Source organism: Dermacoccus sp. SAI-028 (assembly GCF_004346775.1).
GTDB classification, from domain to species: Bacteria; Actinomycetota; Actinomycetes; order Actinomycetales; family Dermatophilaceae; genus Dermacoccus; species Dermacoccus nishinomiyaensis.
Window position 1 is genome coordinate 212578 of sequence record NZ_SMFS01000001.1, and the last position, 24153, is coordinate 236730.

Here is a 24153-nt window from a genome sequence, read left to right on the forward strand (position 1 = left end):
TTCTTGTCATGTCCAGAGCCTGTCAACAAATGTCACATCGAGGTTGCGAATGCCCAGGTGTGGCAGGGGGGCGCACAAGCAAACCCCTGTGATCTCGCATATTGCAGCCTCTCCCTGTCGGTGAACTGAGAAAAAATTGTGCGTCAACTCTCCATTCGACCCCTCGCGAGGGCTATACATGACTTGACTCACAGTCCTTGGGCTGACGAGTCACCCCACCCCCCCACCGCCGGAGCCCCACGCCCCGGTCGCTCAGAGGAGACACCGATTCTCATGAAGCGCACCACCCTCACCGTCGCCTTCGCTGCGGCCTGCTCCTTCTCGCTCGTCCCCGCCGTCGCTCAGAGCGCCTCCGCCGACTCCCCGGCGACGCGGCAGGCGTCGTTCCAGTCGGCATCGGCGCATTCGAGCCTCGTCGGCTCCGCCCAGTCGCAGTCGGCGGCGCTCGTCAAGGCCGTCGGTCTCAGCGCCGATAACGCCTTCAAGATCAAGGACGTGCTCAAGGACACCGACGGCTCGACGCACGTGCGCGTCGACCGCACCTTCAAGGGCATCCCCGTCGTCGGTGGCGACCTCGTCATCCACCGTGACGCCTCCGGCAAGGTCACCGGCCACGACGGCATGTTCGACGGCGCCATCACCGTCGACACCGCACCCGCCATCCCCAAGGCCACCGGTGAGGCCAAGGGCCTCGCGGCCGCCAAGGCCCACAAGAAGAGCGAGGGGCTCGATGCGGCCAAGGGCGCGGGCAGCACCCTCGTCATTCGTGTCGACGAGGCCGGCAAGCAGCAGCTCGCCTACATGGTGAAGACGACCGGCATGCAGAAGGACCGCACGCCGTCGCGCGTCCGCTCGTTCATCAACGCCGACACCGGCGCCGTCATCTCCTCGTTCGACGAGATCGCCCACGCCACGGGCAACGGCATCTACGACAAGAACGTCACGCTCACCACCTCCGGCTCGAGCGGTTCGTACAAGCTGAGCAACCCGAACACGGGCAACTACACGACCGACTCGAACAACCAGAAGATCAACGGCACGACGATGACGGACGCCGACAACGTCTGGGGCGACGGGTCGAACTCGAACCGTCAGAGCGCCGGCGTCGACGCGCAGTACGGTGCGGACACGACGTTCGACTACTACAAGAGCGTCATGGGCCGCAACGGCATCTGGAACAACGGCAACGGTGCGCGCAGCCGCGTCCACTACGACAACAACTACGTCAACGCGTTCTGGGACGGCACTCAGATGACGTACGGCGACGGTGACCGTAATGCGAACCCGCTGACGGAGCTCGACGTCGCCGGCCACGAGATGAGTCACGGCGTCACGGAGAACACGGCCGGTCTCGACTACTCGGGCGACGCCGGTGGCCTCAACGAGGCGACATCCGACATCTTCGGCACGGGCGTGGAGTGGTACGCGAACCTGGCCTCCGACAAGCCGGACTTCCTGCTCGGCGAGGAGATCGACATCAACGGTGACGGCACGCCGCTGCGCTACATGGACAAGCCGAGCAAGGACGGTGCGAGCTACGACTGCTACTCCTCGTCCGTCGGCAGCGCCGACCCGCACTACTCGTCGGGCCCGCTCAACCACTGGTACTTCCTCGCCTCGAACGGTTCGGGCGCGAAGACGATCAACGGTGTCTCCTACAACAGCTCCACCTGCGACAGCTCATCGGTGACGGGCGCCGGCCGCGCCGACATCGAGAAGGTCTGGTACCGCACGCTGTCGACGAAGCTGACGTCGACGTCGAACTACAAGGCTGCTCGTGAGGGCGCCATCAAGTCGGCCGTCGAGCTGTACGGCGGTTCGAGCCAGGTCTGCAAGTCGGTCGAGAGCGCGTTCAACGCGATCAACGTCCCCAAGGGCACCGCTGCGTGCTCGACGTCGACGGACCCGACCCCGACCCCGACGCCCACCCCCACCCCGGCGCCCGGCACCAACGCGGTGACGAACGGTGACTTCGAAGCGGGTCAGACGGGCTGGACGGGCACGGACGGCCCCATCACGAACAACGCGCGCCAGGCCGCGCACGGCGGATCGTGGAAGATGTGGCTCGGCGGCAACGGCTCGACGAGCACCGAGTACGAACAGCAGTCGGTGAAGGTGCCGGCGAGCGGCAAGCTGACGTACTACGTGCACGTCGACACGGCCGAGACGACGCGTTCCACGAAGTACGACACCGCGAAGGTCCAGGTCATCAACGGCACGACGACGAGCACGGTGTCGACCTTCTCGAACCTCGACGCGGCGAGCGGTTATGTCGCGAAGACGGTCGACCTGTCGGCCTTCGCCGGCAAGACGGTGACGCTCAAGTTCACCGCGTCGGAGGACTCGGTCTCGCAGACGTCGTTCGTCTTCGACGACGTGGTCGTGAAGTGACGGCGCACTGACGTCACCTCGACCTCACGTCAGGGGCCGTTGACCGGGCACTGAGGACGACGCCGGTGGGTGCCACCCGAATCTCGGGTGGCACCCACCGGCGTCGTGGTGTGTGGTGGGTGCTGTGTCGTGACGGTCGGGTGGGGGTGCGAGATTTCTCGCGCGTGGCCCCACCGGCGAGCGTGGTCGAGCCGCGCGGACGAGGCGGGCCGTCAGGTTCGCGCGTGGCCCGTCAGTAGAAGGGCGGCGTCACCCGAGCAGGTCGAGCTCCTCGGCTCGGATCTCGGTGACGTGGTTGCTGCCCTGGGTGCGCTGCTCGGTGACGTCGCCGCGCACGCGGATGACGGAGCCGAGGCGCAGGTGCTCGGTGGCGGGCAGCGGGCAGCACAGGGCGAGGCCGTCGTCGACGGTTCGGAAGCAGTGGCGCACGACGTCGGCGGTGTCGCCGTCACGTGGCGGGGTGGTGCCGGCGACGCGGGCGATGACGTCGACGGTGGTGCCCACGTCGGCGAGGAACGCGACGGACGTCGTCGTGCCGGAGCCTCGTTCGGCGGGGCCGGCGGCGACGCCGGAGTAGCGCTGGTCGGCGTCTTTGCGGTCTTGGCCGCGCGCGATGCGCGAAATGGTCACGGGGAGGGAGATCACGTCATCCTCAAGGGGTTGAAGCAGTCACGGAGCACCGTGACGCGCGTGGCGTCGCGGGTGGTGTGGGCCTTGACGAGGCCGGACAGGGCGAGTCGTTCACCCTCGGTGATGCCGTAACGGCGCTGAGTCGACCACTCGAGGAGATCGTTCGTGCCCTCGACGCGCAGCACGTAGGTGGATGTGCGTCGCGCGGCGGTGACATGTTCGACGACGACGCGCAGGCGCAGCTGTTCGCCCTGCGTGCCGATCCATTCGCTCGCGGTGTGGCGCGCGAGGATGCCCGCAGCTGTGCTGGGCTTCTCGGCATGGCCGCGGGTGGGCATGGCGTCGGTTGCGGAGGTCGTGACGCGGTGCGCGTGTGGGCACATGAAGGCTGGCGCAAACATCGACTTCCCCTCTCCGTGAACGATGGTCTCGGTATGAGGACGCATGAACGCCCACGCAGGTTGCGTGGGGTGCTCGAGCAATCGTGTGTTCCCCTCTTTCGAGCGTAACGCGCATCGCCCCCTCGGACGGCGGTCGCGAGGAGGCGATATGACGGGCGGGCGAGACGTGTGTCGCTATGCCTTGCGGCGCAGCGCCTTGGGGGCGCCGAGAGCGGCCGCGACGCCGAGGGCCGAGCGGGGTGCCCAGGCCGTGCGCCACAAGCCACCGTGTGCGGCGCCGTCGCTGAAGAGTTCTTCGGCGTGGGCGCGCTGAGGCGCGGCGCCGGGGGCGAGGTCGTCGCGCATGACGTCGTGGACGAGCAGCGCCGCCATGAGCGCGCGGCTCGTCTCGGCGGCGAAGACCTCGACACCGAAGTGGTGCGCGCCGGCGTAGGCGGCCTTGAGGGCGGTGTTCTTCGTCACCGACCGGGTGAACGTCGCGGGTGCGACGTTGAACGAGACGCGGCGCCCGTCAGCCTCCGAGGCGACGGCGCGCCAGCGCTGCAGGCGCTTCGCGACGGCGTAGTTGGGGCCCTGCTGGGCGATGATGCAGTCGGTGACGCGCGAGCCCTTCGGGTAGGGCTCGGTGAACAGTTGGCCGCGTGACGCGGTGCGCAGCGCGCGCTTCGCGAAACCCTTGCTGCCGTGGCGTGACCACCTCGAGCGGGCGGCGTCGATGATCTCCTGGGGTACGACGAACGCGTCGCTCGGCGTCGCGAGATAGGCGAGCACCGTCGTCGGGCGGCGCTCCTGCAGCCAGGTGGCGATGAGGTCGGCGGCGAGCGTCAGGCGGATGTGCATGCCCGAATCGGCATAGGCGTGCATGCCGAGGACGACGGTGTCGTCACCCGCCTGCTCGTCGATCCACGCAGCGACGGCCGCGGTGTCGCGCGTGATGTCGGCGCCCGTCTCGCCGTCCTTCGTCGGCAGGCTGACGTGGCCCGCACCGTCGCGCGCCATCTTCTCGAGGCGCTCGCTGACGCGGGGGATGTCGATCGCGAGGATGCGTGCGCCCCAGCTCGACAGCATCTCGAGCGGCCCCATCTCGGCGCCGGCGCCGATGTCGGCGACGACGTGGCCAGGCAGGCTCAGCCACTCCGGGTGCGCGACGACACGCATGACGGCGTCCGCGCACGACTGCTCCACGATGCCCTTGTGCACCCACGCCGCGAGTTGGCGTTCGAGATCGTGGCCGCTCAGCATGCGCCCCTGGTAGGGGATGGCGAGTTCCTGACGAGGCTCGGCGGTGCCGTCCACGGTGTGGGTGCCGAACGTGCCGCGGGCGGCATCGACGGCGGCGTCGACGTCGAGGTCGGCGAGCGGTGTCTGCGTGCCGTCGTTGGCAACGTGGACGAGATGGGCGCGCGCCGCGGCGAGGCCGTCGCGGGCGATCGTCGTCGCTGCATCGTCAGCGGCAGCGGTGCGGACGGTGAGTTCGCGCATCGCGCCGACGTAGCCCTGACGCCACGACGTGTCGGCCTCGACTCGGCTCGCCAGTGTGGGATCGCTGCTGCGCACCGCTTCCGCGACGATGGCCTTGACGGTCGGCGTCGTCGGGCGCGTGCCGTCGGATCCGGCCGGGAACTGGATGCCGACCTCCTCGCGGACGGTGGTGTCGGCGGACGTCGGTGTGGCGGTCCTCGGCATCATGAGCCTTTCGCGCAGGTGGTGGGTACCTCACCATCGAAGCGCACTGCGTAGTGTGACTTCGCCAAGAGACGCACCAACTCTGGACGGTCTCGTTTGGAGGTTTCCTCCAATTCGGCGACCGCGCCGACATCATCACGGTGCGACGTTGCATAAGTGGGCCCGCTTCGGTTGACCATGACGAAAAAATCGGTGGCGTGGTTCGTCAGGTCACGGCAGACTCGACGTCATGAACGACACGCAGCTCTCGACCGCAGCCACGTCGCCGACGGCGACGGCTGGTAGTGAGGAGTACCTGCGCGTCAACAAGGCCAACTGGGATGACCGTGCCGTCGCCCATGCCGCAAGCCCCGACTATTCGGTGCAGCACTTCATCGACCACCCCGACGCCATCAGCCGTGTCGTCCGGTTCGACGTGGAGCGTGCGCCGGGGCTCGGATCGCTCGACGGGCTCGACGTCGTCCACCTCCAGTGCCACATCGGCACCGACACGTTGTCGCTGAAACGGCTTGGCGCGCAGCGCATCACGGGTGTCGACCTGTCGCCGAAGTCGTTGGAAGAGGCCCGGCGCATCGCCGCTGCAGCCGGACACGGCGACATCGAGTACGTCGAATCCGACGTCTACTCGGCGCCGCAAGCCCTGGGCGGCAGGCAGTTCGACCTCGTCTACACCGGCATCGGCGCGCTGTGTTGGCTGCCCAGCATCGAACGCTGGGCCCAGGTCGTCGCGGCGCTGCTCAAGCCCGGCGGGCGACTGTTCATCCGCGAAGGCCACCCGATGCTTTGGGCGATGGGCGACCACCCAGCCACCGCGAAACGCACCCTGCGCGATGACGAATTCACCACCCCTGCCGTGGAGTTCCCCTACTTCGAGCAGGAGCAACCACTCGTGTTCGACGACGGCGGCACCTACGTCGAGACCGACCACGAGTTCACCGCGAACGTCACGCACGAATGGAATCACGGGCTCGGCGAGGTCGTCACGGCGCTGCTGAACGCCGGGCTCCGACTCGACGCACTCGTCGAGCACCAGAGCGTCCCGTGGAACGCGCTGCCCGGCCAGATGGTCGAGATCGAACCGAACGAGTGGCAGCTCGCCGAGAATCCCGCGCGGCTCGCCGCGACCTACACCTTGACGGCAACAAAGCCTGCGGACGTCGACGACGCAGGCAGCGCGCGCCTCACCGCACCCGAAGCATCTGCGTCGCAGGACACCCCGACGCCGCCGGCATCGGACGAACCCTCGGCCCGAACGACCTGACGTCTGCTCCGTATCTCCATGCGGCGCACGCGAACACGCAAGGAGAACACCATGGAGCGAATCAACGCGAAGCTGTACAACTGGGCCTCGATCCTCGAGGAATCGACCCGCGAACAGGCCCTGACGACGGCGTCGATGCCATTCATCTTCCCGCACCTCGCGCTCATGCCCGACGCTCACCTCGGTCGCGGCGCCACCGTCGGCTCCGTCATCCCGACGCTCGGCGCGATGTCTTAGGTCGCGCCGCGACGCAGCCCTGCGGGCCTCGCTGCGCTCATGTCCTCGGGTTGCTGCGGCACTCCGTCATCCCCGCCGCCGTCGGCGTCGACATCGGCTGCGGCATGATCACGGTGCGCACGCAGCACACCGCCACCGACCTGCCCGTCGACCGTGCGCCCGTACGTCAGGCGATCGAGCGCGCCATCCCGCTGTCGGCCGGGGGAGTGAACCGCACGATCAGCCGCGACCACACGCGCACGCGCCTCGACGAGCTCAGCGCCATGGCCGCCGACGCCGGGTTCGACCCCGCGACGTACGCGAAGAACTGGACGCTACAGCTCGGCTCGCTGGGCTCGAGCAACCACTTCATCGAGATCTCCCTCGACGAGGACGACCGCGTCTGGCTGTTCCTGCACTCCGGTTCGCGCGGCGTCGGCAACAAGATCGCCCAGCACCACATCAAGACGGCGACCGACTACTGCGCGACGAACTGGATCGACCTGCCCGACCGCGACCTCGCATACCTCGTCCAGGGCACACCCCAGTTCGACGCCTACTCCCGGTCGCGCCGCGACGCAGCCCTGCGGGCCTCGCTGCGCTCGTGTCCTCGGGATGCTGCGGCACTCCGGCATCCGCGAACTCGAGTGGGCACAGCACTTCGCCCTGCTCAACCGCGAAGAAATGATGGACCGCGTCGTCCGCCAGTACAGCGAATGGGCTGGCGAACCCGTCATCGAACAGGAACGCATCAACTGCCACCACAATTACACAGAGCGTCTTCCGGCTTCCCAGGCGCGATCGCTGTTTCTTCCGGCGGAAGGGGTTCACAAGCTCACCCCATCCGCTCGGCGCGACACGAGCTGGTCACGCTTCTCACGCCCCACCTGGCGGATACCGGGTGGAGCGCGAGCAGCTCAAAGCGATCTACACGACGCGTCGGTCGAGAAATTCAGTTGTGGCGTGGGGCGCCGGCCTGCGAGATTCACCCCATGAACCCTGAGGCGTTTCGCGACCTGTACGACTCTCAGCTGCGCGGTCGGGCGGAGGTGGCCGACGCCGACGAGGTGACGCCGATCGGCCCGGTGTTCGCTGCGACGTTCCCGGGCCGGCGGCGCGGATTCGTCACCTACGACCCGTTCGTCATGGATGGCGGGCTCGACGATCTCATCGACGCCGTCGTCAGCCATTTCGAGGCCGACGAGCGCGTCGACCACTTCGAATGGAAGACGCGCGGCCACGACGTCCTGCCGCGGCTGCTCCAGCGGCTCGAGGCGCGCGGATTCGAACTGGAAGAGCCCGAGACGGTCATGGTCGGGTCGGTCGACGACGTCATCGCCGCCGACGAGGGCCTGCCCGCCGGGTACACGCTCGAACGCGCCACCACCGAGCGGGCGATGCGTGACGCCGAGGGCCTCGCCGGGCGCGTCTTCGGCGATTCCCCCGAGCGCAGCCGACGTCAGGGCGACGAACTCGTCGAGCGCATGAGGCGCGATCCGGAAAGCTTCGAGATGTGGTTCGTGCGCGACTCGGCAGGCGACATCGTGTGCTCGGGGCGGGTCGATTTCGTGGACGATACCGACTTCGCGGGCCTGTGGGGTGGCGCGTGCGACGAACGTCATCGCGGGCGAGGCCTCTATCGTGTGCTCGCGGCGCAGCGTGCCCGAGCGGCCAAGACGCGCGGAAAGGCGCTGCTGCAGGTCGACTGCACCGAGTACTCGCGCCCCATCCTGCAGCGTGCGGGCCTCGTCGCGGTGACGACGTCGACACCCGCCGTCTGGCGACGGCCTGCCTCGAACACGTCTGGCGCACCCTGCTGAGGTGGCATGTGAGGCGACCCAGGAGCGATTCAGGTCATCTGGATAGGCTGTGGAGGTCGTATCGACACCACCCGGGTTCGACGGCACGGGGAGAACAATGAAGACGTTGCTCAACATCATCTGGTTCGTGTTCGCCGGGGTGTGGTTGTGGTTGAGCTACATGCTCGCCGGGCTCATCATGTGCATTCTCATCGTGACGATCCCGTTCGGCGTCGCGTCGTTCCGCATCGCCAACTTCGCCGTGTGGCCGTTCGGGCGCACGTACGTCGACAAGCCGACAGCGGGCGTCGGGTCGATGATCGGCAACATCATCTGGTTCGTGCTCGCGGGCATCTGGATCGCCATCGCGCACATCGGCACAGCCATCGCCCTCGCCGTCACGATCATCGGTCTGCCCCTCGCCTGGGCGAACCTCAAGATGATCCCGCTCGCACTGTTCCCGCTGGGCAAGCAGATCGTCCCCGAGAGCGCGGCGCGCCCGCTCATGCCGCAGGCCGGCACGCCGACGACGTCGCGCTACTGACGCGGCGCCGGCGGCGCGGACCCAGAATCGCCGGAGTAGGGGTAGGGCTTGGGTTCATCGTCCGCGCCGATGCCGTAACCGTGCTGCTCCTTCGGGGCCTCGACGGCCATCCACGTCCGAATCATCCCCGGTACGAGGAAGGCTACCCACGCGATCGCCCACGCGTGGAACACGAGGCCGAGCACCAAAAACACGATGAGAGCCAGCGGACCGGAGATCGCGAGCAACTTCTGAGCCGTCGAGTTCGATGAGGCGTTCATGACTCCAGTCTCGGCGCGCCGTTCGTCGCCTCACGCGGCCGACCCTCACGAATCACCCATGAGATGTGTCATGGGTCCACCGCCCGATGTTGCCCGGGAACCGAGGCACCCGCGCCTCGAATCCCGGGCAACACGGGGGAGCGTCAGCGCGTCAGGCGCGCGCGGTACGTCTCGACGCCGTCGCCGGACAGGTCGTCGAGGTAGGCGGTGCGTCCGAGCATCGTCATGATGAGCGCGATGATCGGCCCCGAGACGACGTCGCCCTTGCCCGTCTCCCACTTCTGGTCGGTGGCCATGAGGTGCAGACCCTTGATGCGGTCGCCCGCGCCCATGCCGAGGCCCGCGTCCTTGTAGTGGTCGGCGAGCTGACGCAGCGTCTCGGCGGGGTAGGTGTGTTCGATGTCGAGCGCGCGGCGGATGTCCTCGGCGTGCACGACGACCTCGCCGAGCGCGGCCTCCGCGGAGAACGGCGCCACGCGCTCGTGCATCGACTCGCGGAAGGCCTCGAGCGTCTCGGCGGGTGTGCCACCAGAGAAACGCGCAACGCCGGCGTCGATGACGGCCTGGACGTTGCCCTTGTGCGTCAGCATCTGCTTCGCGGCGCTCGCCTTCGACGTGCGCGCCGACGACGCGAGGTGCGCGACAACCTGCTGCACGCTCCAGTCCTCGCACAGCGACGGGGCTCGCCACTGTGCGTCACTCAGCCCCGCGAGATCCTCGAGCAGCGACTCGCGCTCGTCGTGGACGGACTTCCAGGTGATCTCGTGCGACATCGTCAGCCTTTCGAAGGGCCCGGGGCGCCCGGGCGTGCCGTGTTCGCCCCCAGTCTGCCAGCCGCGGCTGACGGCGGCGCTGACACGCGGGGGGCGTGGGCAGTACCGTCGGGCCCATGGGAATGATCTGGACGGCCTACCGCATGGACGATACCGAGGCGCAGCGACTCGTCACTGACCTCACGTCGACGGGTGACGCGCCCCTGCAGGCGCTCGAGACGCTCGAGAAGTTCGACGACGAGCGCATGCTCGATGTCGACAAGGCCTGGCATGCGCTCGAGCGCCTCTACAAGCAGGCGCACGCTCCGAGCCCGATCTCGGAGGGGCGGGTGCCCGACTCCGAGGACGTCGTCGTCGGCCACGTGACGCCCGCGCGGGTGACGGCGATCGCCGCCGCGATGGGCCGCATCACGCCGAGCATCCTGCGCAAGGGCTACGACGCGAAGAAGTTCACGCGCGACGAGATCTACCCGGATATCTGGGACGAGGACGACGTGCTCGACGTGTACGTCATGCCCTACGACGCCGAGCTGCGCGAGTTCTACGCCAGGGCAGCCGAGGCGGACGAAGCCGTCATCTGGCAGCTGAACTGACGTCCGTCGCGCTCGAACCGGGCGCCTCAGAACGCAGCGCGCCCACCCCATCGAGTGACGAGGTGGGCGCGCTGCGTCGCGGGTCGTTCAGGGCGTCGGTGCCGCCGACGTCCCGTCGATCTCTGTTGCGCCGTCGGTCGTCTTGACGCGGTCCATGCCCATGAGCGCCCACTGCTGCGGCGCGCGGGCCCTGAGGACGAACGACGAGATGACACCGATGACGACGGCGACGCCGATGAGCGCGGGCAGCTGCCACGCGAGGGCGCTGTTCGGGTCTCCGATGAGGTTGCCGAACTGCGATGCGGCATACGCAGCGACGCCGCCCATGAACACGGCCGAGAGCGCGGGCGCGACGAGGGTGCGCCAGAGCCCGCCGAGGCCGGTGCCGGCGGTGGCGACGTCACCCGTCACCGCGTCGTCGGCTGCGGCCTTGCCTCGTGCGCCCCGGTACTTCGCGAAGAACACGACCACGGCGAGCGACGCGAACGCCATGAGGAACAGGATGGCGAGCGTGCCGAGCTGCGTCAGCCAGGTGAACAGGGCGAGCACGGGATCCTTGTCGGTGACGACGAAGATCGTCAGGACGACGGCGGCGAGCACCGTCTGGCTGATCGAGCCCATGTGCGGCGACAGGTGCACCGTGTGCGTGTGGCCGAGGCGGGCGGGCACGAGCCCCTCGCGTCCGAGGGCGAACAGGTAGCGCGCGACGGCGTTGTGGAACGCGAGCAGCGCCGCGAAGACGGATGTCGCGAACAGCAGCGACATCACCTTCGTCGCGCTCGAACCGAGGTAGGTGTCGCCCAGTTCGAAGAGGAAGACCGTCGGGTCCGGCTTGAGGCCGCCGAGGTGCTCGACGAGCGTCGAACCGCCCTGCGCGCTCACCATGAGGAACGTCGTGATCGAGTAGAAGACACCGATGACGGCGACGGCGAGGTACGTCGCACGCGGCACGGTGCGACGCGGATCCTTCGCCTCCTCCGAGTAGATCGTCGTCGACTCGAACCCGATGTAGCTCGCCGAGTTGAACAGCAGTGCGATGGCGAGCGAACCGCTTGTCAGGGCGTCGAAGCTGAACGAATCCCAGGCCAGGTGCGATGCGACACCGCCGTGGCCGCCCTCCCCACCCTTGCCGATGATGGCGCCGTCGAGCAGGAGGACGATGAGGAATTCCGCGGCGACGAGGACGCCGAGCACCTTGACGGACAGATCGACCTGGCGGTAGCCGAGCAGCGCGATGACGGCCCACGCGACGAACGCGCACGCCCACCACGGCGGGTCGAAGCCGAGGTTGTCCGCGCAGAAGCTGGCGGTGGCCGAGCCGAAGAGGCCGTAGAGGCCGATCTGCATGGCGTTGTAACCGAGCAGCGCGATCCACGCCGCAGCGCCGCCGGCATGCTGGCCGAGGCCGCGCGCGACGTACGCGTAGAACGCGCCCGTGCTCGTGTGGTGACGTGCCATCGCGGTGTAGCCGACGGCGAACAGCAGCAGCATGGCGCTGACGATGAGGTACGCGAACGGAATGCCTCGCCCGTTGCCGACGAGCATCGCGACGGGCGCGCCGCCGGCCATCGCCGTCAGGGGCGCGGCGGCGGAGACGACGATGAACGCGATCGCGATGACCCCGAGGCGCCCGGAACGCAGGCGGTGCTCGGTGTGTGGGATGTCGGAATCTGCGCGCGGACTCATGTCGGGAGACGACGTGGGAGTTGCCATGCCGGGCCTTTCGTTCGGGGGCGAACGATCTCGCCTCGGGGGTCACGGTAACCCATGATGTGATCTGAGACACACGAGGATCAGATGACGATTTGATCTCGCCGTAGGATGTCCGTTTGGGCCCGAACGATTGGTAGTGTGATGCGCATCACCGCACCAGCCAACCTTGCGAGGAGCGTCATGGTCACCGCGCCGCAGCCCGAGAAGATCACCGTCGAGGGGGTCGAGGTCGATACGCGTCACTGGATCGGTGGCGAGCGCGTCACCAGCGCTGGCGGTGCGACGTTCACCGACGTCTCCCCGATCGACGAGAGCGTCATCGGCGAGATCAGCGCAGGCGCCGAGGCCGAGGTCGACGCTGCCGTCGCTGCTGCGCGCAAGGCCTTTCCGGCATGGGCCGGCATGCCGGTCGCGGAGCGCGCGGCGCTGCTGCGCAATGTCGCCGACGGCGTCGAGGCGCGTGTCGAGGAGCTCGCGCACGTCGAGACGCGCGACAACGGCGCGCTGCTGCGCAGCCACCTGCGCGGCGTCATGCCGCGCGTCACGATGAACTTCCGCTTCTTCGCCGACTACCTCGAGAACGACCTCGCCCACCCCGACATGACGGTGCCCGGGCGCGGCCACCGCGAACGCATCACGTATGACCCGGCCGGCGTCGTCGCCATCATCACGCCGTGGAACGCGCCGCTCATGCTCGCGACCTGGCGCATCGGCCCGGCGCTCGCGGCGGGCAACACCGTCGTCGTCAAGCCGCCGGAGTGGGCGCCGCTGACGGCGTCGCTGCTCGCCGACATCATGCGTGACGCGGGCCTGCCCGACGGTGTGTTCAACGTCGTACAGGGCACGGGCGTCGACGCGGGCGCCCCACTGACGCGTCACCCCGGCATCAACCGGCTGTGCTTCACCGGCTCCGTCCCGACGGCCGGCGTCATCGCTGCTGCGGCCGCGCCGAACATCGTCCCGTTGTCGTTCGAGCTGGGCGGCAAGTCGCCGCTGCTCGTGCTCGACGACGCCGACATGGATCTGGCCGTCGACATCGCCGTCGAGCAGTTCGACAACGCCGGGCAGGTCTGCCTCAAGGGCGCGCGTCTGCTCGTCGACGCCAAGATCGTCGAGGAGTTCACGCAGCGCGTGCTCGACAAGGCTCGCACGCTCAAGCAGGGCGACCCGCGCGACCTGACGAGCGACCTCTCCGCACTCATCACGCGCAAGCACTTCGACACCGTCGACGGTTTCGTGCAGCGCGCCAAGGCCGACGGCGCGCGCGTCCTCATGGGTGGGGGGCCGAACGACGAGCTGGGCGGCCTGTTCTACTCGCCGACGATCCTCGCCGACTGCCCCGAGGGCTCGGAGATCCTCACCGAGGAGGTCTTCGGCCCCGTCCTCACGATCGAGACGTTCGACGGTGACGAGGCCGGCGTCGCGATGGCGAACGACACGCGCTTCGGCCTCGCCGCGACGCTCGTGACGTCGGACCCCGAGCGGGCAGAACGCGTTTCGGCGCAACTGCGCGCGGGCACCGTCTGGGTCAACTGCTTCTTCGTCCGCGACCTCGGCGCGCCGTTCGGTGGCAGCGGCCAGTCCGGTATCGGCCGCGAGGGCGGCATCTGGAGTTTCGACTTCTACTGCGACGTGAAGAACTCCGTCTTCGCGCCGAGCAACTGAACGATCGAGTCGCTGAACAACTGAATGGCCGAGAAATTTGGCGGCACTGCTCGCAGGTGCCCGCCGCACATCCTTTGCGTGCGGGGCACCTGGGTGCACGCGCACGCAGAGGATGGCGGGCCTTGGGCAGGTCAGTGACGAGAAACGACGATGAACGAAGGAGACGGACATGGGTGAAGTGGTAGGCGCCGGTCTGCTGGCGCACGTGCCGACGATCATGCTGCCCGAGGACGTGCGGCGCAGCCTCAACAACGGCGAGGACACGACGCTCGTCGCCGGGCTCCAGCAGTTGCGGCGCGAGGTGTTCGACGTGCTCGACTACGACACCGTCGTCGTACTCGACAGCCACTGGGCGACCACCGTCGAGTTCGTCGTCACGGCGCAGGATCGCCGCTCGGGGCTGTTCACGTCGGAGGAGTTGCCGCGCGGCATGACGCGCCGTCACTACGACTTCCCCGGCGACCCGGAGCTCGCGCACCTCATCGCGAGCAAGGCCGACGAGCACGGCACGTGGATCACCGCGATCGACGACCACTCGCTGCCGATCTTCTACGCGACGACGAACATGTGGGAGTACCTCGGCAAGGGCCTCGACGACAAGAAGTGGATCTCCATCGGCGTGTGCCAAACAGCCGACACGGAGGACAACCTGCGCCTCGGCCGCGCGCTCGGTGACGCCATCCGCGAGAGCGACCGCAAGGTGCTGCTCATCGCCTCCGGCGCGCTCAGCCACACGTTCTGGCCGCTGCGCAAGCTGCGCGACCACGAGGCCGCCGGCAGCGAGCACATCTTCTCGCAGGAGGCGTGCCAGGCCGACCTGCAGCGCATGGAATGGTTCGCGAACGGCGATCACGCGCGCGTCCTCGACACGATGGACGAGTTCTACCGGTACAAGCCCGAAGCACGATTCGGGCACTACCTCATGATGATCGGTGCCCTCGGCGAAGGCGACTGCACCGCCCCGTCGCGTCAGTACGGCGAGTACGAGAACTCCGTCGGTACTGGCCAGGTGCACCTGTGGTTCGACCAGCCCGACGGTGGCTTCCCCGCGCCGCACCGCACCGTCATCGACGACGACGTCTTGCGTCAGAAGGCTGCCTCGGCGGCTGCTGAGGCGGGCCCGCAACACATTCCCGACGTCCCGGCCGCGGGCTGAGGGCGTCGGCTGTCCGCCGACCTTGACCTTGATCCCGATCCACCCCACGAGGAGAACCCGATGACCCTGCGCGAAACCCGCCGCATCCTGCTGGACGGCAACCCCGTCGACGTCGTCGTCGACGGTGACGACCTCGTCGCCGGCGACGGTCGTCGCGTCGCCATCGCCGACGCGACGCACCTGCCGCCCGTGACGCCGAGCAAGATCGTCTGCGTGCACCTCAACTACCGCAGCCGCGTCGACGAGATGATGACGACGCTGCCGAAGGCGCCGACGTACTTCCACAAGCCCGTCTCCGCGCTCAACACGCACGAGGGTGCCGTCGTGCGCCCCGAGGGTTGCAAGTGGCTCAACTACGAGGGCGAGATCGCCATCGTCATCGGTAAGACGTGCCGCAACATCTCGCCCGAGGAGGCCGGCGACTACATCCGCGGCTACACCGTCGCCAACGACTACGGCCTGCACGACTTCCGCGACACCGACTCCGGTTCGATGCTGCGCGTCAAGGGTGCCGACACGCTCTGCCCCGTCGGCCCCGGCGTCATCGAGGGCTGGGATTTCCGCGGCAAGCGCATCCGCACCCTCGTCAACGGTGAGGTGAAGCAGGACGGCACGACCGACGAGATGGAGTGGAACATGCACTACCTCGTCGCCGACATCGCCCGCACCATCACGCTGCAGCCCGGCGACCTGCTGCTGTCCGGCACGCCCGCCATCTCGCGGACGGTGTACCCCGGTGACGTCGTCGAGGTCGAGGTCGAAGGCCTCGGCACGCTGCGCAACCACATCGTGACGGGCCCGACGCCCATCCGCACCGACGTCGGCGCGCAGGTCACCGAGTCGGAGGAAGTCCTCTCCACCGCCCAGGGTGGCGACTGGGAGTTCCGCGGTATCCGAAAGCCGATGCCTCCGCAGCCGTGATGCCCGCACCTTCTGGCGCGTCTTCCGGCGGTGTGGCTTCGCAGGCTCAGCCGCACCGCTCGGTGCGACACGACCGGCGGGGGCGGCGCGGAATGATGTCCCACTCGGTGTTGATACGCACGATGTGGGAGTTGTTCGTGGCGAAATCTCCCCACGTGGTGTCGAAACGCACCACGTGGGAGAACTGTGAGGTGATGACGATGACGACGAAGACAAGGCGGGTGACGGCGTGAGTCGACCCATCATCGCGATGCCGGCGCGGTTCTCCGCGTCCGCGTCAGCTCTGCGCTACGGCGCAGATGTCATGGCGCGCGCGCTCATGGACGCCGTCTGGGCGGCGGGGGGCGAGCCGGTCGTCATCCACCCCGTTGCCCCGATCGCCGAGCCGATGACCGCTGGGGGCGATGATGGCACCGAGCGCGGGGCTCCCGACGCACTCGTCGACCCAACGCGTGGATTCGCCGGTCTTCCAGACACGTTCGTCGACCGGGTCGCCGAACGCGTGGCCTTCGCCGATGGCATCCTCCTGCCCGGTGGTGGCGACATCTCGCCCGTCTGGACAGGCGAAGCGATGCACGACACCCATTACGACGTCGACGTCGAACAGGACGCGTTCGACTTCGCACTCGCGCGCGTCATCGTCGGACGGGCCGTGCCGGCGCTCGCGATCTGTCGTGGCATGCAGTTGCTCAACGTGGCCTTGGGGGGCACGTTGCACTTCGACATGGACGACGAGCTCGGCGTGTCGGCGCACCGTCATCGCGTCGAGGACGTCGAGCTCGACCCGTCGTCTCGCCTCGCGCAGGTGCTCGGCGGGTCGAGCGTCAAGGCCAGCTGCTACCACCACCAGTGCCTACGGGACGTCGCGCCCGGCTGGCGGGTCGTCGCGCGTGCCGATGACGGGACGACGGAAGCCGTCGAACTCGACCCGACGACCGACGCTGTGGCGGCAGGCACCTCGGCGAGCGAGCGCGAGTCAGGCCTTGTGGGCGCGGGGGCCAGCATCGTCGCGGTGCAATGGCACCCGGAGGACACCTTCGACACCGACGGACAGCAGCTGCGATTGTTCAGCGATCTCGTCGAGCGCGCTCGTCACGCCTGAGCGCGACGCACCTTCGACGCCGACGTGCAACAACTGCGGCTGCTCAGCGATCTCGTCGAGCGCGCTCGTCACGCCTGAGCCCACGCACACTGACCCCGGTTCTTCACGCTGTGTTTCCGAGGACGCGAGCCAAGAGCCAGGCGCCGAAGGGGCCGTCGGCGTCTCGCGTTCACCTCGGCCCGGGGGGCAGTTCACCTCGGCACAAGTGCACCCGGGTGCATTTGCGCAGAGTCTGAGTGCGGAGCCACTCACTCGCCTCGGGCGTACTTCAGAGGGGGCGTGCCGGCCGGGCCCTGCTCACGCGGGCCCGCCGGCGGAACGCCAGGCGCCGAGGGGCTGTGCGGGGTAGTCCATGAGTTCCGTCGTCTCGTCGATGATGACGAAGCCGCGTCGCTCGTAGTTTCGCAGCGCCGCCGGGCCGTCGAGGCTGCACGTGTGAACCCAGACGCGTTGCGTCGCCGGCGCCTCATGACGCTCGGCGAGCGTCCAGGCTGCGTCGATGCCATGGGCCAGCAGCGTGCGGCCGAGGCCCCGTCCGATGGCGGTCTCGACGAGTCCGAAGTAGCGAATCTCGACGCTCGCTCGACCACGCGCCTCCGCCGCGCCGACCGGTGTCGGCTGGATCTGCACGTAGCCCGCCGGTTCGCCGCCGACGTACGCGACGTAGGTCTCGGTGCCGGCGACGCCGAGGTCGGCGAGCCACTGCTCGCGCGTCCATCCGAGGCGGTCGGTCCACGTCCACGGCCCGCCGACGACGGCGTAGAGGTAGCGGGCAAACTCGGGGCTCGGGTTCGGCACCAGGTCGATCCGAACGTCCTCAGGACGGCTCGCCATGTCGTCATGCGGGCCGGATGCGACGTCGGGGGCGTCGGCCGTCGGGGTGCTGACGCAGTGGCCACGCGGCGTGGTGTGCGGGCGCTCGGGCATCTCGAGCGTCCACGTGGTGACGGGGCGCAACGGCATGGTTCTCCTCGATCGGGCGGGTTGACTGGTAGGCGTCACATCATCGGCCACGCTGCGCCGGGCGGGCGCCGGGCGGGCCTCGGGTGGACGTCAGACAGACGTGTCGGCGCCGAGGCCTTCGGCCGTCGTCACGACCTTGCGGAGTGCCTTCGTCAGGACGGTGAGTTCGTCGGGCGTCAGGTCGGCGACGAGTTGCTGTTCGCCGGAGTTGAACTGGGGGAACAGCTCCTCCATGAGCGTCATACCGGCGGGCGTCAGTGACAGGTGCGCGAACCGCCTGTCACTCGACGACTGGGTGCGCTTGAGCCATCCCCGGGCTGAGAGGGTCTTGACGACGCCCGACAGCGTCGCCTTGCTGATGCCGGCGCTCTCGGCGACCTCGCGCGTCTCGGGTTCGCCGTAGATCCACACGCTCCACAGCACGACGAAACCCGTCCACGACAGCTCGTGCGGACGCAGGACGGTGTTCGTCATGTGGTTGCGCGATGCGTTCGCCGCGCGGTGGATGCTGCTGACGGCGTGCATGGCGGCGACATCGATCTTCGCGTCGGCCAGCTTGCTCGAGGCCAGGGTCTCGGTCTCGAGCAGCGTGTGATGACTCGGCATCAGCCCACATTATCTTTCGGATCCGAACAGACGTGGATGACGTCCACCGTGCCCCCGGCCGCGCGAGGTTCTCTCACATCAGATCGGAGCGAATGAGGAAGCGTTTGCCCTCGGGCGCCTCGAGGGAGAAGCCTCCGCCGCGTCCGTCGATGGCGTCGACGGTGAGGTGAGTGTGCTTCCACGTCTCGAACTGTTCCCGGCTCATCCAGAACTCCAACTCGGCATCGCCGCCTGCCACGTCCGGGAGCGTGAACGTGCCGAGCAGGACGTCGGCCTGACCCGTGCGGAACTGTCCTGCCGGGTAACACATCGGGGTCGACCCGTCACAGCACCCGCCGGACTGGTGGAACATGAGACGACCGTGCTCGGCCACGAGCTGGTGCAGCAGAGCGACGGCGTCCGGCGTCAGGGCGACCCGGCTGACGGTCTCTCCGGCCACACCGGCTCGTGACTCGAGGTTCATCACTTGTCCTCGCGCTCCGTCGTGTAGTCGATGACGACGCGCCCGTCGATCTTGCCGTGGTGCATCTCGTCGAACACCGCGTTGATGTCGTCGAGGTTCCGCTTGCTGAACGTCGGGTGGATGAGGCCTCGGGCGTAGAAGTCGAGAGCCTCGACCATGTCCTGCCGGGTGCCGGCGATCGATCCGCGGATCGTCAGGCCCTTGAGGACGACGTCGAAGATCGGCGCCGGGAAATCACCCGGAGGAAGACCGTTGAACACGATGGTTCCCCCGCGACGCGCCATGCCGATGGCCTGGCCGAACGCCTTGGGGTGCACCGCCGTGACGAGGACGCCGTGGGCGCCACCGCCTGTGGCGTCGAGGACGGCCTGCGTCGGGTCCTCGACCGCGGCGTTCACCGTGACCTCCGCGCCGTGCTTCTTCGCGAGCTCCAACTTGTCGTCGGCGACGTCCACGGCGACGATCCGCATGCCCATGGCCTTGGCGTACTGGACGGCGATGTGCCCCAGCCCGCCGATGCCGGAGATGACGACCCACTGCCCGGGGCGCACCTCCGTCACCTTCAGACCCTTGTACACGGTGACGCCGGCTCACAGCACGGGAGCGATCTCGTGGGGGTCCGCGCCCTCGGGGATGCGAGCGGCGAACGTGGCGTCGACGAGCATGTACTGCCCGAACGAGCCGTTGACGCTGTACCCGCCGTTGGTCTGCTCCTCGCACAGCGTCTCCCAGCCGTTGCGGCAGTGTTCACACGTGCCGCACGCGGAGGCGAGCCAGGCGTTGCCCACCATGTCGCCGACGGCGAGTTCGGTGACGCCCTCGCCGAGTTTCTCGACGACGCCGACTCCCTCGTGGCCGGGGATGAACGGCGGTTCGGGCTTGACCGGCCAGTCACCGTCCTTGGCGTGCAGGTCGGTGTGGCACACACCCGATGCGATCAGCTTGACGAGCGCTTGACCCGGCCCGGGTTCCGGCACTTCCACATCCTTGACGTTCAGGTCTTCGCCGAAGACGTCCACGACTGCAGCTTGCATGGTGCTCATGACTCTTCCCTTCGTGTGGTTGCGATCTGATCCGTGATGCGGGTCGGCTCAGAAGAAGCCGAGCTTGTTCTCCGAGTAGGAGACGAGGAGGTTCTTCGTCTGCTGGTAGTGGTCGAGCATCATGAGGTGGTTCTCCCGCCCGATGCCGGAGCTCTTGTAGCCGCCGAACGCGGCGTGTGCCGGGTAGTTGTGGTAGTTGTTCACCCACACGCGGCCCGCCTGGATGTCGCGGCCCGCGCGGTAGGCGGTGTTGCCGTTGCGGGACCACACACCGGCGCCGAGGCCGTAGAGGGTGTCGTTCGCGATCTTCAGCGCCTCGTCGTACGTACCGAACTTCGCCACGGACACGACCGGCCCGAAGATCTCCTCCTGGAAGATCCGCATGTTGTTCGTGCCCTCGAAGATGGTCGGCTCGACGTAGAAACCGCCACCCAGATCGCCGTCCAACTCGGCCTGCCGACCACCGGTGAGCACCTTCGCGCCCTCCTTCTGGCCGATGTCGAGGTAGGAAAGGATCTTCTGCAACTGGTCGTTCGAGGCCTGCGCGCCGATCATCGTCGAGTCGTCGAGCGGGTTGCCGGCCTTGATTTTCTTCGTGCGTTCGACGACGTCGGCCATGAACTGCTCGTAGATCGACTCCTGGACGAGCGCGCGCGACGGGCAGGTGCACACCTCGCCCTGGTTGAGGGCGAAGAGGGTGAAGCCCTCCTGCGCCTTGTCGTAGAACGCGTCGTCCGCCTGCGCGATGTCCTCGAAGAAGATGTTGGGGCTCTTGCCGCCGAGTTCGAGGGTCACCGGGATGAGGTTCTCCGAGGCGTACTGCATGATGAGGCGGCCGGTCGTCGTCTCACCCGTGAACGCGATCTTGCGGATGCGCTTGTTCGACGCGAGCGGCGCTCCGGCCTCGACGCCGAACCCGTTGACGACGTTGACGACACCGGCGGGGATGAGGTCCTCGATCAGTTCGATGAGCACCATGATCGACGCGGGCGTCTGCTCGGCGGGCTTGAGGACGACGCAGTTGCCGGCCGCGAGCGCCGGCGCGAGCTTCCACACGGCCATGAGGATGGGGAAGTTCCACGGAATGATCTGCCCGACGACGCCGAGCGGCTCGTGGAAGTGGTAAGCGACGGTGTCCTCGTCGATCTGCGAGAGGCTGCCTTCCTGCGCGCGGATGGCGCCGGCGAAGTAGCGGAAGTGGTCGATCGCGAGGGGGATGTCGGCGTTGAGCGTCTCGCGCACCGGCTTGCCGTTGTCCCACGTCTCCGCGACGGCGATCTTCTCGAGGTTCTCCTCCATCCGGTCGGCGATCCGGTTGAGGATGAGTGCCCGCTCCGCGGGCGAGGTCTTGTTCCACGTCGGTGCCGCCGCCCATGCCGCGTCGAGGGCGGCCTCGATGTCCTCGGCGGTGCCGCGGCCCACCTCGCAGAACGTCTTGCCGGTGACCGGGGTGGGGTTCTCGAAGTACTGCCCCTTCTTCGGCGCGACCCATTCGCCGCCGATGAAGTGCTCGTAGCGCTTCTTGAACTCGACCTTGGAGCCCTCGGTTCCCGGGTTGGCGTAGACCGTCATCGCAGCTTCCTTTCCCTGAGCCCGCGGGATGTGACGCGGGGTTGCGTGATGTGCGTCACGTTACGAAGGGCTGCGTTGCATCAACGTTGCACTGCCCGTGCAACGCGCTCTGCGCGCGTCAGTTCGCCTGGCGCAGACGAGTGTCGAGCTGTTCGAGATGCGTGAGAACGATGGCCCGCTGTGGCGCGCGCGGTGGCAGGACGGTGAGTGCCATGTGCCACGACTCGACGTCATCGGCGGCCTCGGGCAGGTCGAGGTAGCGCAGAAGGGTCTCGGGAGTGGCGTCACTGAGCATCGCTTCGCGTAGCGACCCGGACGTCGAACGCAGCAGGTCGACGACGGGCTCCGCCTCGCTGCGCGTCAGCGAGGCTCCGCGATACAGCTCGAGGGCTTCGTCGTGCTCGCCGCGACGCAGATGCTCCGTGACCTGGACGGCATCAATGAGCAGTGGCCCCGTGAGGCGGTAGGGGCGGCTTTCGAGGTTCGGCGCGCCGGGAATCGTGTCGAGCCGTCGACGAAGCCGCAGCAACTCGCCGCGGATGGTGGCGGGCGGCGTGCCGTCCGGGTAGACGAGGGCCCCGATCTCGTCGGCGCTGAGGCCTTGGGGTTCGAGCGCGAGTGTCGCGAGGAGTTCGGCGTGGCGGTCGGTGAGTGCGTGGGTGGCCGTACCCGTTTCGATGCAGGGGCGGCCGTGGTGGACGAGACGCAGCCGCGCGCTCGTGTGCGGTGGAGGGGCGACCGGCACCCCGGCGAGGCGAAGTTCACGAGCGGCCGCGGCCGCGGTGGCCTGCACGAGTGCGAGGGTGCGCCGGTCTGCCGCAGCGTCACCTCCCGTCACGTCGAGAGCGCCGAGCACCTCGCCGGTGACGGGGTCGACGAGCGGCGCCGCGGAGCAGCTGAACGGGTGGACGTCCGGGCGCGTGTGCTCCTCGCGATGGATCGAGACCGCCTCGCCGCGGGCCACAGCTCGGCCCGGCGCGTTCGTGCCGACCTGCGCCTCCGACCAGTTCGCCCCCGCGGTGAAGCCGATGCTCTCGGCGCGGCTGCGGGCGCGGGAGTCTCCGTCGACGTAGTGCAGGCGTGCCTCGCGGTCCGCGATGGCGATGACGAGACCCTCGTCGCGTGCCGTCGCGCTCAACAGCGAACTGACGAGGGGGATCGCGTCGGCGAGCCGAGCGTGGACGCAGCCGGGGCCGCACCCGCAGGCGCAACCCCGTGGACGGGATTTGTGCCGCATCCCTTCCCCTCTCGTAGTGACCCACCTCACACTACACCCGTCCGGGGTGGGGTGGGTCGGCGGCGTGACGCTGCGTGCCGTGTGTCCACGAACTCATCTGCGACGCAGGCTGCCGCCCTTCGCGTCCGCCTGGCTCACACGAGACGTTCAAGCGTCTCGCCGCCGTTCCAGACGACGCCGATCTGCCGGTAGTAGCCGCCGATGATCTCGTCGACCTCCAGGGCGGCGAGTTCCTCCGTGGGCGATTCGAACAGGCGCAGATCGACGTCACCACGCCACGCCTGCCCGCCCTCGAACTCGGCCGCGCCGGATGAGATGAGCTCGCTGTAGGCGTCACCCGTGGAGCCGCGGGCGATGTCGGGGTAGATGCGGTGGTGGGCCATCGGGTGGCCGTTGACGAAGCCGTTCGTCTCGGACGGTTCGCGCAGCGTCAGCACCGCCTCGGCGAGGCGACGGTCGCCCGCCGCGAGCGTCGCGCCGAACATTCCGCCCTCCGCGATCTGCGGCGCGCCCTGGCTGAAGGGGTGCGGGCGCGTCTGCCACATCGAGCCGAGCTTCTTCGGGTAGCCCTGGTGCAGGCCGCGGCCGATGGCGAAGTCCTTGTCGACCCAGATGTAGACGCAGCGGCTGAACGTGCGGCCCTCGTAGGAGCAGCGCACGACGACGAACGCCTCCTTGTACTGCGCGCGCACCGGGTCGAGCAGCTCCTCGCGCGACGAGCTGCACGACTGCCAGTCGGCCCAGATGAGCGCGACGGCGCCCGGGTCCTCGTCGGCGAGCTTCAGCGGTTCGGGCAGCAGTTCGCGTACGCGCTCGGGGTTCGTGCGGTACTCGACGGTGAGCAGGTCGCCCGAGTAGTACCACGGCGGTGACGGGATGATGCCCGACGTGCCGCCGACGGTGCGCGGGTAGAAGAAACCCTTGAGTTCGGGGGATTCGCTCATGGCAGAGCCCTTTCGGTGTCGGCGCGTGTGCGCGCGGCGAGGGCGTCGAAGTTCCTTCGCCGTAAATCGTTCGTATCCGTACGACACACGCTAGGCTACCCGATCATGAGGGTTTGTGTGGCGTGAGTCACACGGTATGTTCGGACCCGAACGAAACGTGCGCACCCCGACCCGGCAACCGTCGAGGTTCGCTCACAACGGCGTGAGAGGCGAC

Annotated in this window: 21 protein-coding genes and 2 pseudogenes; 10 read left to right on the top strand and 13 right to left on the bottom strand. The window is 68.2% G+C overall.

Features of this window, described 5'->3' with window-relative positions; translation table 11 throughout:
• The first annotated feature begins 273 nt into the window (after window positions 1-273).
• Complete coding sequence (locus EDC82_RS01055; RefSeq protein ID WP_131940299.1) at window positions 274-2391, top strand: M4 family metallopeptidase; 2118 nt, start codon at window positions 274-276, stop codon at window positions 2389-2391.
• Window positions 2392-2640: 249 nt separating this feature from the next.
• On the opposite strand, the gene EDC82_RS01060 is transcribed toward EDC82_RS01055, so the two are convergent.
• The 3 genes from EDC82_RS01060 to EDC82_RS01070 all read right to left on the bottom strand — a co-directional run bounded on the left by EDC82_RS01060 (window position 2641) and on the right by EDC82_RS01070 (window position 5111).
• Entirely contained in the window at window positions 2641-3021 is a 381-nt protein-coding gene (locus tag EDC82_RS01060; protein WP_144708512.1) for a hypothetical protein, read from the bottom strand.
• An 11-nt stretch (window positions 3022-3032) separates the two neighbouring features.
• Entirely contained in the window at window positions 3033-3422 is a 390-nt protein-coding gene (locus EDC82_RS01065; protein ID WP_131940303.1) for a hypothetical protein, read from the bottom strand.
• Window positions 3423-3596: 174 nt separating this feature from the next.
• Entirely contained in the window at window positions 3597-5111 is a 1515-nt protein-coding gene (locus tag EDC82_RS01070; RefSeq protein ID WP_160126165.1) for a hypothetical protein, read from the bottom strand.
• Between the two features lie 226 nt (window positions 5112-5337).
• Here EDC82_RS01070 and EDC82_RS01075 point away from each other — a divergent pair, with 226 nt between their 5' ends.
• From EDC82_RS01075 to EDC82_RS01090, 4 genes and pseudogenes are all read left to right on the top strand, one after another.
• Complete coding sequence (locus tag EDC82_RS01075; RefSeq protein WP_062256264.1) at window positions 5338-6369, top strand: bifunctional 2-polyprenyl-6-hydroxyphenol methylase/3-demethylubiquinol 3-O-methyltransferase UbiG; 1032 nt, start codon at window positions 5338-5340, stop codon at window positions 6367-6369.
• Window positions 6370-6420: 51 nt separating this feature from the next.
• Window positions 6421-7365: pseudogene (locus EDC82_RS01080) on the top strand (RtcB family protein); the annotation flags it as partial.
• A 212-nt stretch (window positions 7366-7577) separates the two neighbouring features.
• Window positions 7578-8405 (top strand): GNAT family N-acetyltransferase, encoded by an 828-nt coding sequence (locus EDC82_RS01085; RefSeq protein WP_131940307.1) that lies wholly within the window; start codon window positions 7578-7580, stop codon window positions 8403-8405.
• A 97-nt stretch (window positions 8406-8502) separates the two neighbouring features.
• Entirely contained in the window at window positions 8503-8928 is a 426-nt protein-coding gene (locus EDC82_RS01090; protein WP_006946995.1) for a YccF domain-containing protein, read from the top strand.
• Here EDC82_RS01090 and EDC82_RS01095 read toward each other — a convergent pair.
• Both EDC82_RS01095 and EDC82_RS01100 read right to left on the bottom strand, forming a co-directional pair.
• A complete protein-coding gene (locus tag EDC82_RS01095) occupies window positions 8922-9188 on the bottom strand; it encodes a hypothetical protein (RefSeq protein WP_062256256.1) in 267 nt (88 codons plus the stop codon). The two genes, EDC82_RS01090 and EDC82_RS01095, sit on opposite strands and share 7 nt — an antisense overlap.
• A gap of 143 nt (window positions 9189-9331) precedes the next feature.
• Entirely contained in the window at window positions 9332-9961 is a 630-nt protein-coding gene (locus EDC82_RS01100; RefSeq protein ID WP_006947091.1) for a maleylpyruvate isomerase family mycothiol-dependent enzyme, read from the bottom strand.
• Window positions 9962-10077: 116 nt separating this feature from the next.
• On the opposite strand from EDC82_RS01100, the gene EDC82_RS01105 reads away from it, so the two are divergent.
• On the top strand, window positions 10078-10554 hold the full coding sequence (locus tag EDC82_RS01105; protein WP_082740494.1) for a YfbM family protein: 477 nt from the start codon (window positions 10078-10080) through the stop codon (window positions 10552-10554).
• 87 nt (window positions 10555-10641) lie between these two features.
• Here EDC82_RS01105 and EDC82_RS01110 read toward each other — a convergent pair whose 3' ends face one another.
• On the bottom strand, window positions 10642-12240 hold the full coding sequence (locus EDC82_RS01110; RefSeq protein ID WP_235006063.1) for an APC family permease: 1599 nt from the start codon (window positions 12238-12240) through the stop codon (window positions 10642-10644).
• 207 nt (window positions 12241-12447) lie between these two features.
• On the opposite strand from EDC82_RS01110, the gene EDC82_RS01115 reads away from it, so the two are divergent.
• The 4 genes from EDC82_RS01115 (at window position 12448) to EDC82_RS01130 (ending at window position 17111) form a co-directional block, all read left to right on the top strand.
• Window positions 12448-13932, top strand: a complete 1485-nt coding sequence (locus EDC82_RS01115) for an aldehyde dehydrogenase (RefSeq protein WP_131941971.1) — start codon at window positions 12448-12450, stop codon at window positions 13930-13932.
• 169 nt (window positions 13933-14101) lie between these two features.
• Window positions 14102-15088 (top strand): 3,4-dihydroxyphenylacetate 2,3-dioxygenase, encoded by a 987-nt coding sequence (locus EDC82_RS01120; protein ID WP_038566493.1) that lies wholly within the window; start codon window positions 14102-14104, stop codon window positions 15086-15088.
• Window positions 15089-15148: 60 nt separating this feature from the next.
• Window positions 15149-16009 carry a fumarylacetoacetate hydrolase family protein gene (locus EDC82_RS01125; RefSeq protein WP_200829262.1) on the top strand — a complete coding sequence of 287 codons (861 nt, stop codon included), beginning with the start codon at window positions 15149-15151 and terminating at the stop codon, window positions 16007-16009.
• A gap of 229 nt (window positions 16010-16238) precedes the next feature.
• The gene (locus tag EDC82_RS01130; RefSeq protein WP_131940311.1) at window positions 16239-17111 is read left to right on the top strand and encodes a gamma-glutamyl-gamma-aminobutyrate hydrolase family protein; all 873 of its coding nucleotides are present in this window, start codon (window positions 16239-16241) and stop codon (window positions 17109-17111) included.
• A gap of 297 nt (window positions 17112-17408) precedes the next feature.
• Here the strand turns inward: EDC82_RS01130 and EDC82_RS01135 are convergent, their stop codons facing one another.
• The 7 genes and pseudogenes from EDC82_RS01135 to EDC82_RS01165 form a co-directional block, all read right to left on the bottom strand.
• Window positions 17409-18074 (bottom strand): GNAT family N-acetyltransferase, encoded by a 666-nt coding sequence (locus EDC82_RS01135; protein ID WP_200829263.1) that lies wholly within the window; start codon window positions 18072-18074, stop codon window positions 17409-17411.
• 90 nt (window positions 18075-18164) lie between these two features.
• A complete protein-coding gene (locus tag EDC82_RS01140) occupies window positions 18165-18680 on the bottom strand; it encodes a MarR family winged helix-turn-helix transcriptional regulator (RefSeq protein WP_131940313.1) in 516 nt (171 codons plus the stop codon).
• 73 nt (window positions 18681-18753) lie between these two features.
• Window positions 18754-19143 (bottom strand): DUF779 domain-containing protein, encoded by a 390-nt coding sequence (locus tag EDC82_RS01145; RefSeq protein ID WP_131940315.1) that lies wholly within the window; start codon window positions 19141-19143, stop codon window positions 18754-18756.
• Window positions 19143-20186, bottom strand: a pseudogene (gene adhP / locus EDC82_RS01150) (alcohol dehydrogenase AdhP). Before adhP ends, EDC82_RS01145 begins: the two are co-directional and overlap by 1 nt.
• A 48-nt stretch (window positions 20187-20234) precedes the next feature.
• Entirely contained in the window at window positions 20235-21758 is a 1524-nt protein-coding gene (locus EDC82_RS01155) for an aldehyde dehydrogenase family protein (RefSeq protein WP_074045880.1), read from the bottom strand.
• 118 nt (window positions 21759-21876) lie between these two features.
• The gene (locus EDC82_RS01160) at window positions 21877-22896 is read right to left on the bottom strand and encodes a GAF domain-containing protein (protein WP_050786604.1); all 1020 of its coding nucleotides are present in this window, start codon (window positions 22894-22896) and stop codon (window positions 21877-21879) included.
• 233 nt (window positions 22897-23129) lie between these two features.
• Complete coding sequence (locus EDC82_RS01165) at window positions 23130-23939, bottom strand: acetoacetate decarboxylase family protein (protein WP_006946947.1); 810 nt, start codon at window positions 23937-23939, stop codon at window positions 23130-23132.
• Window positions 23940-24153: the final 214 nt, after the last annotated feature.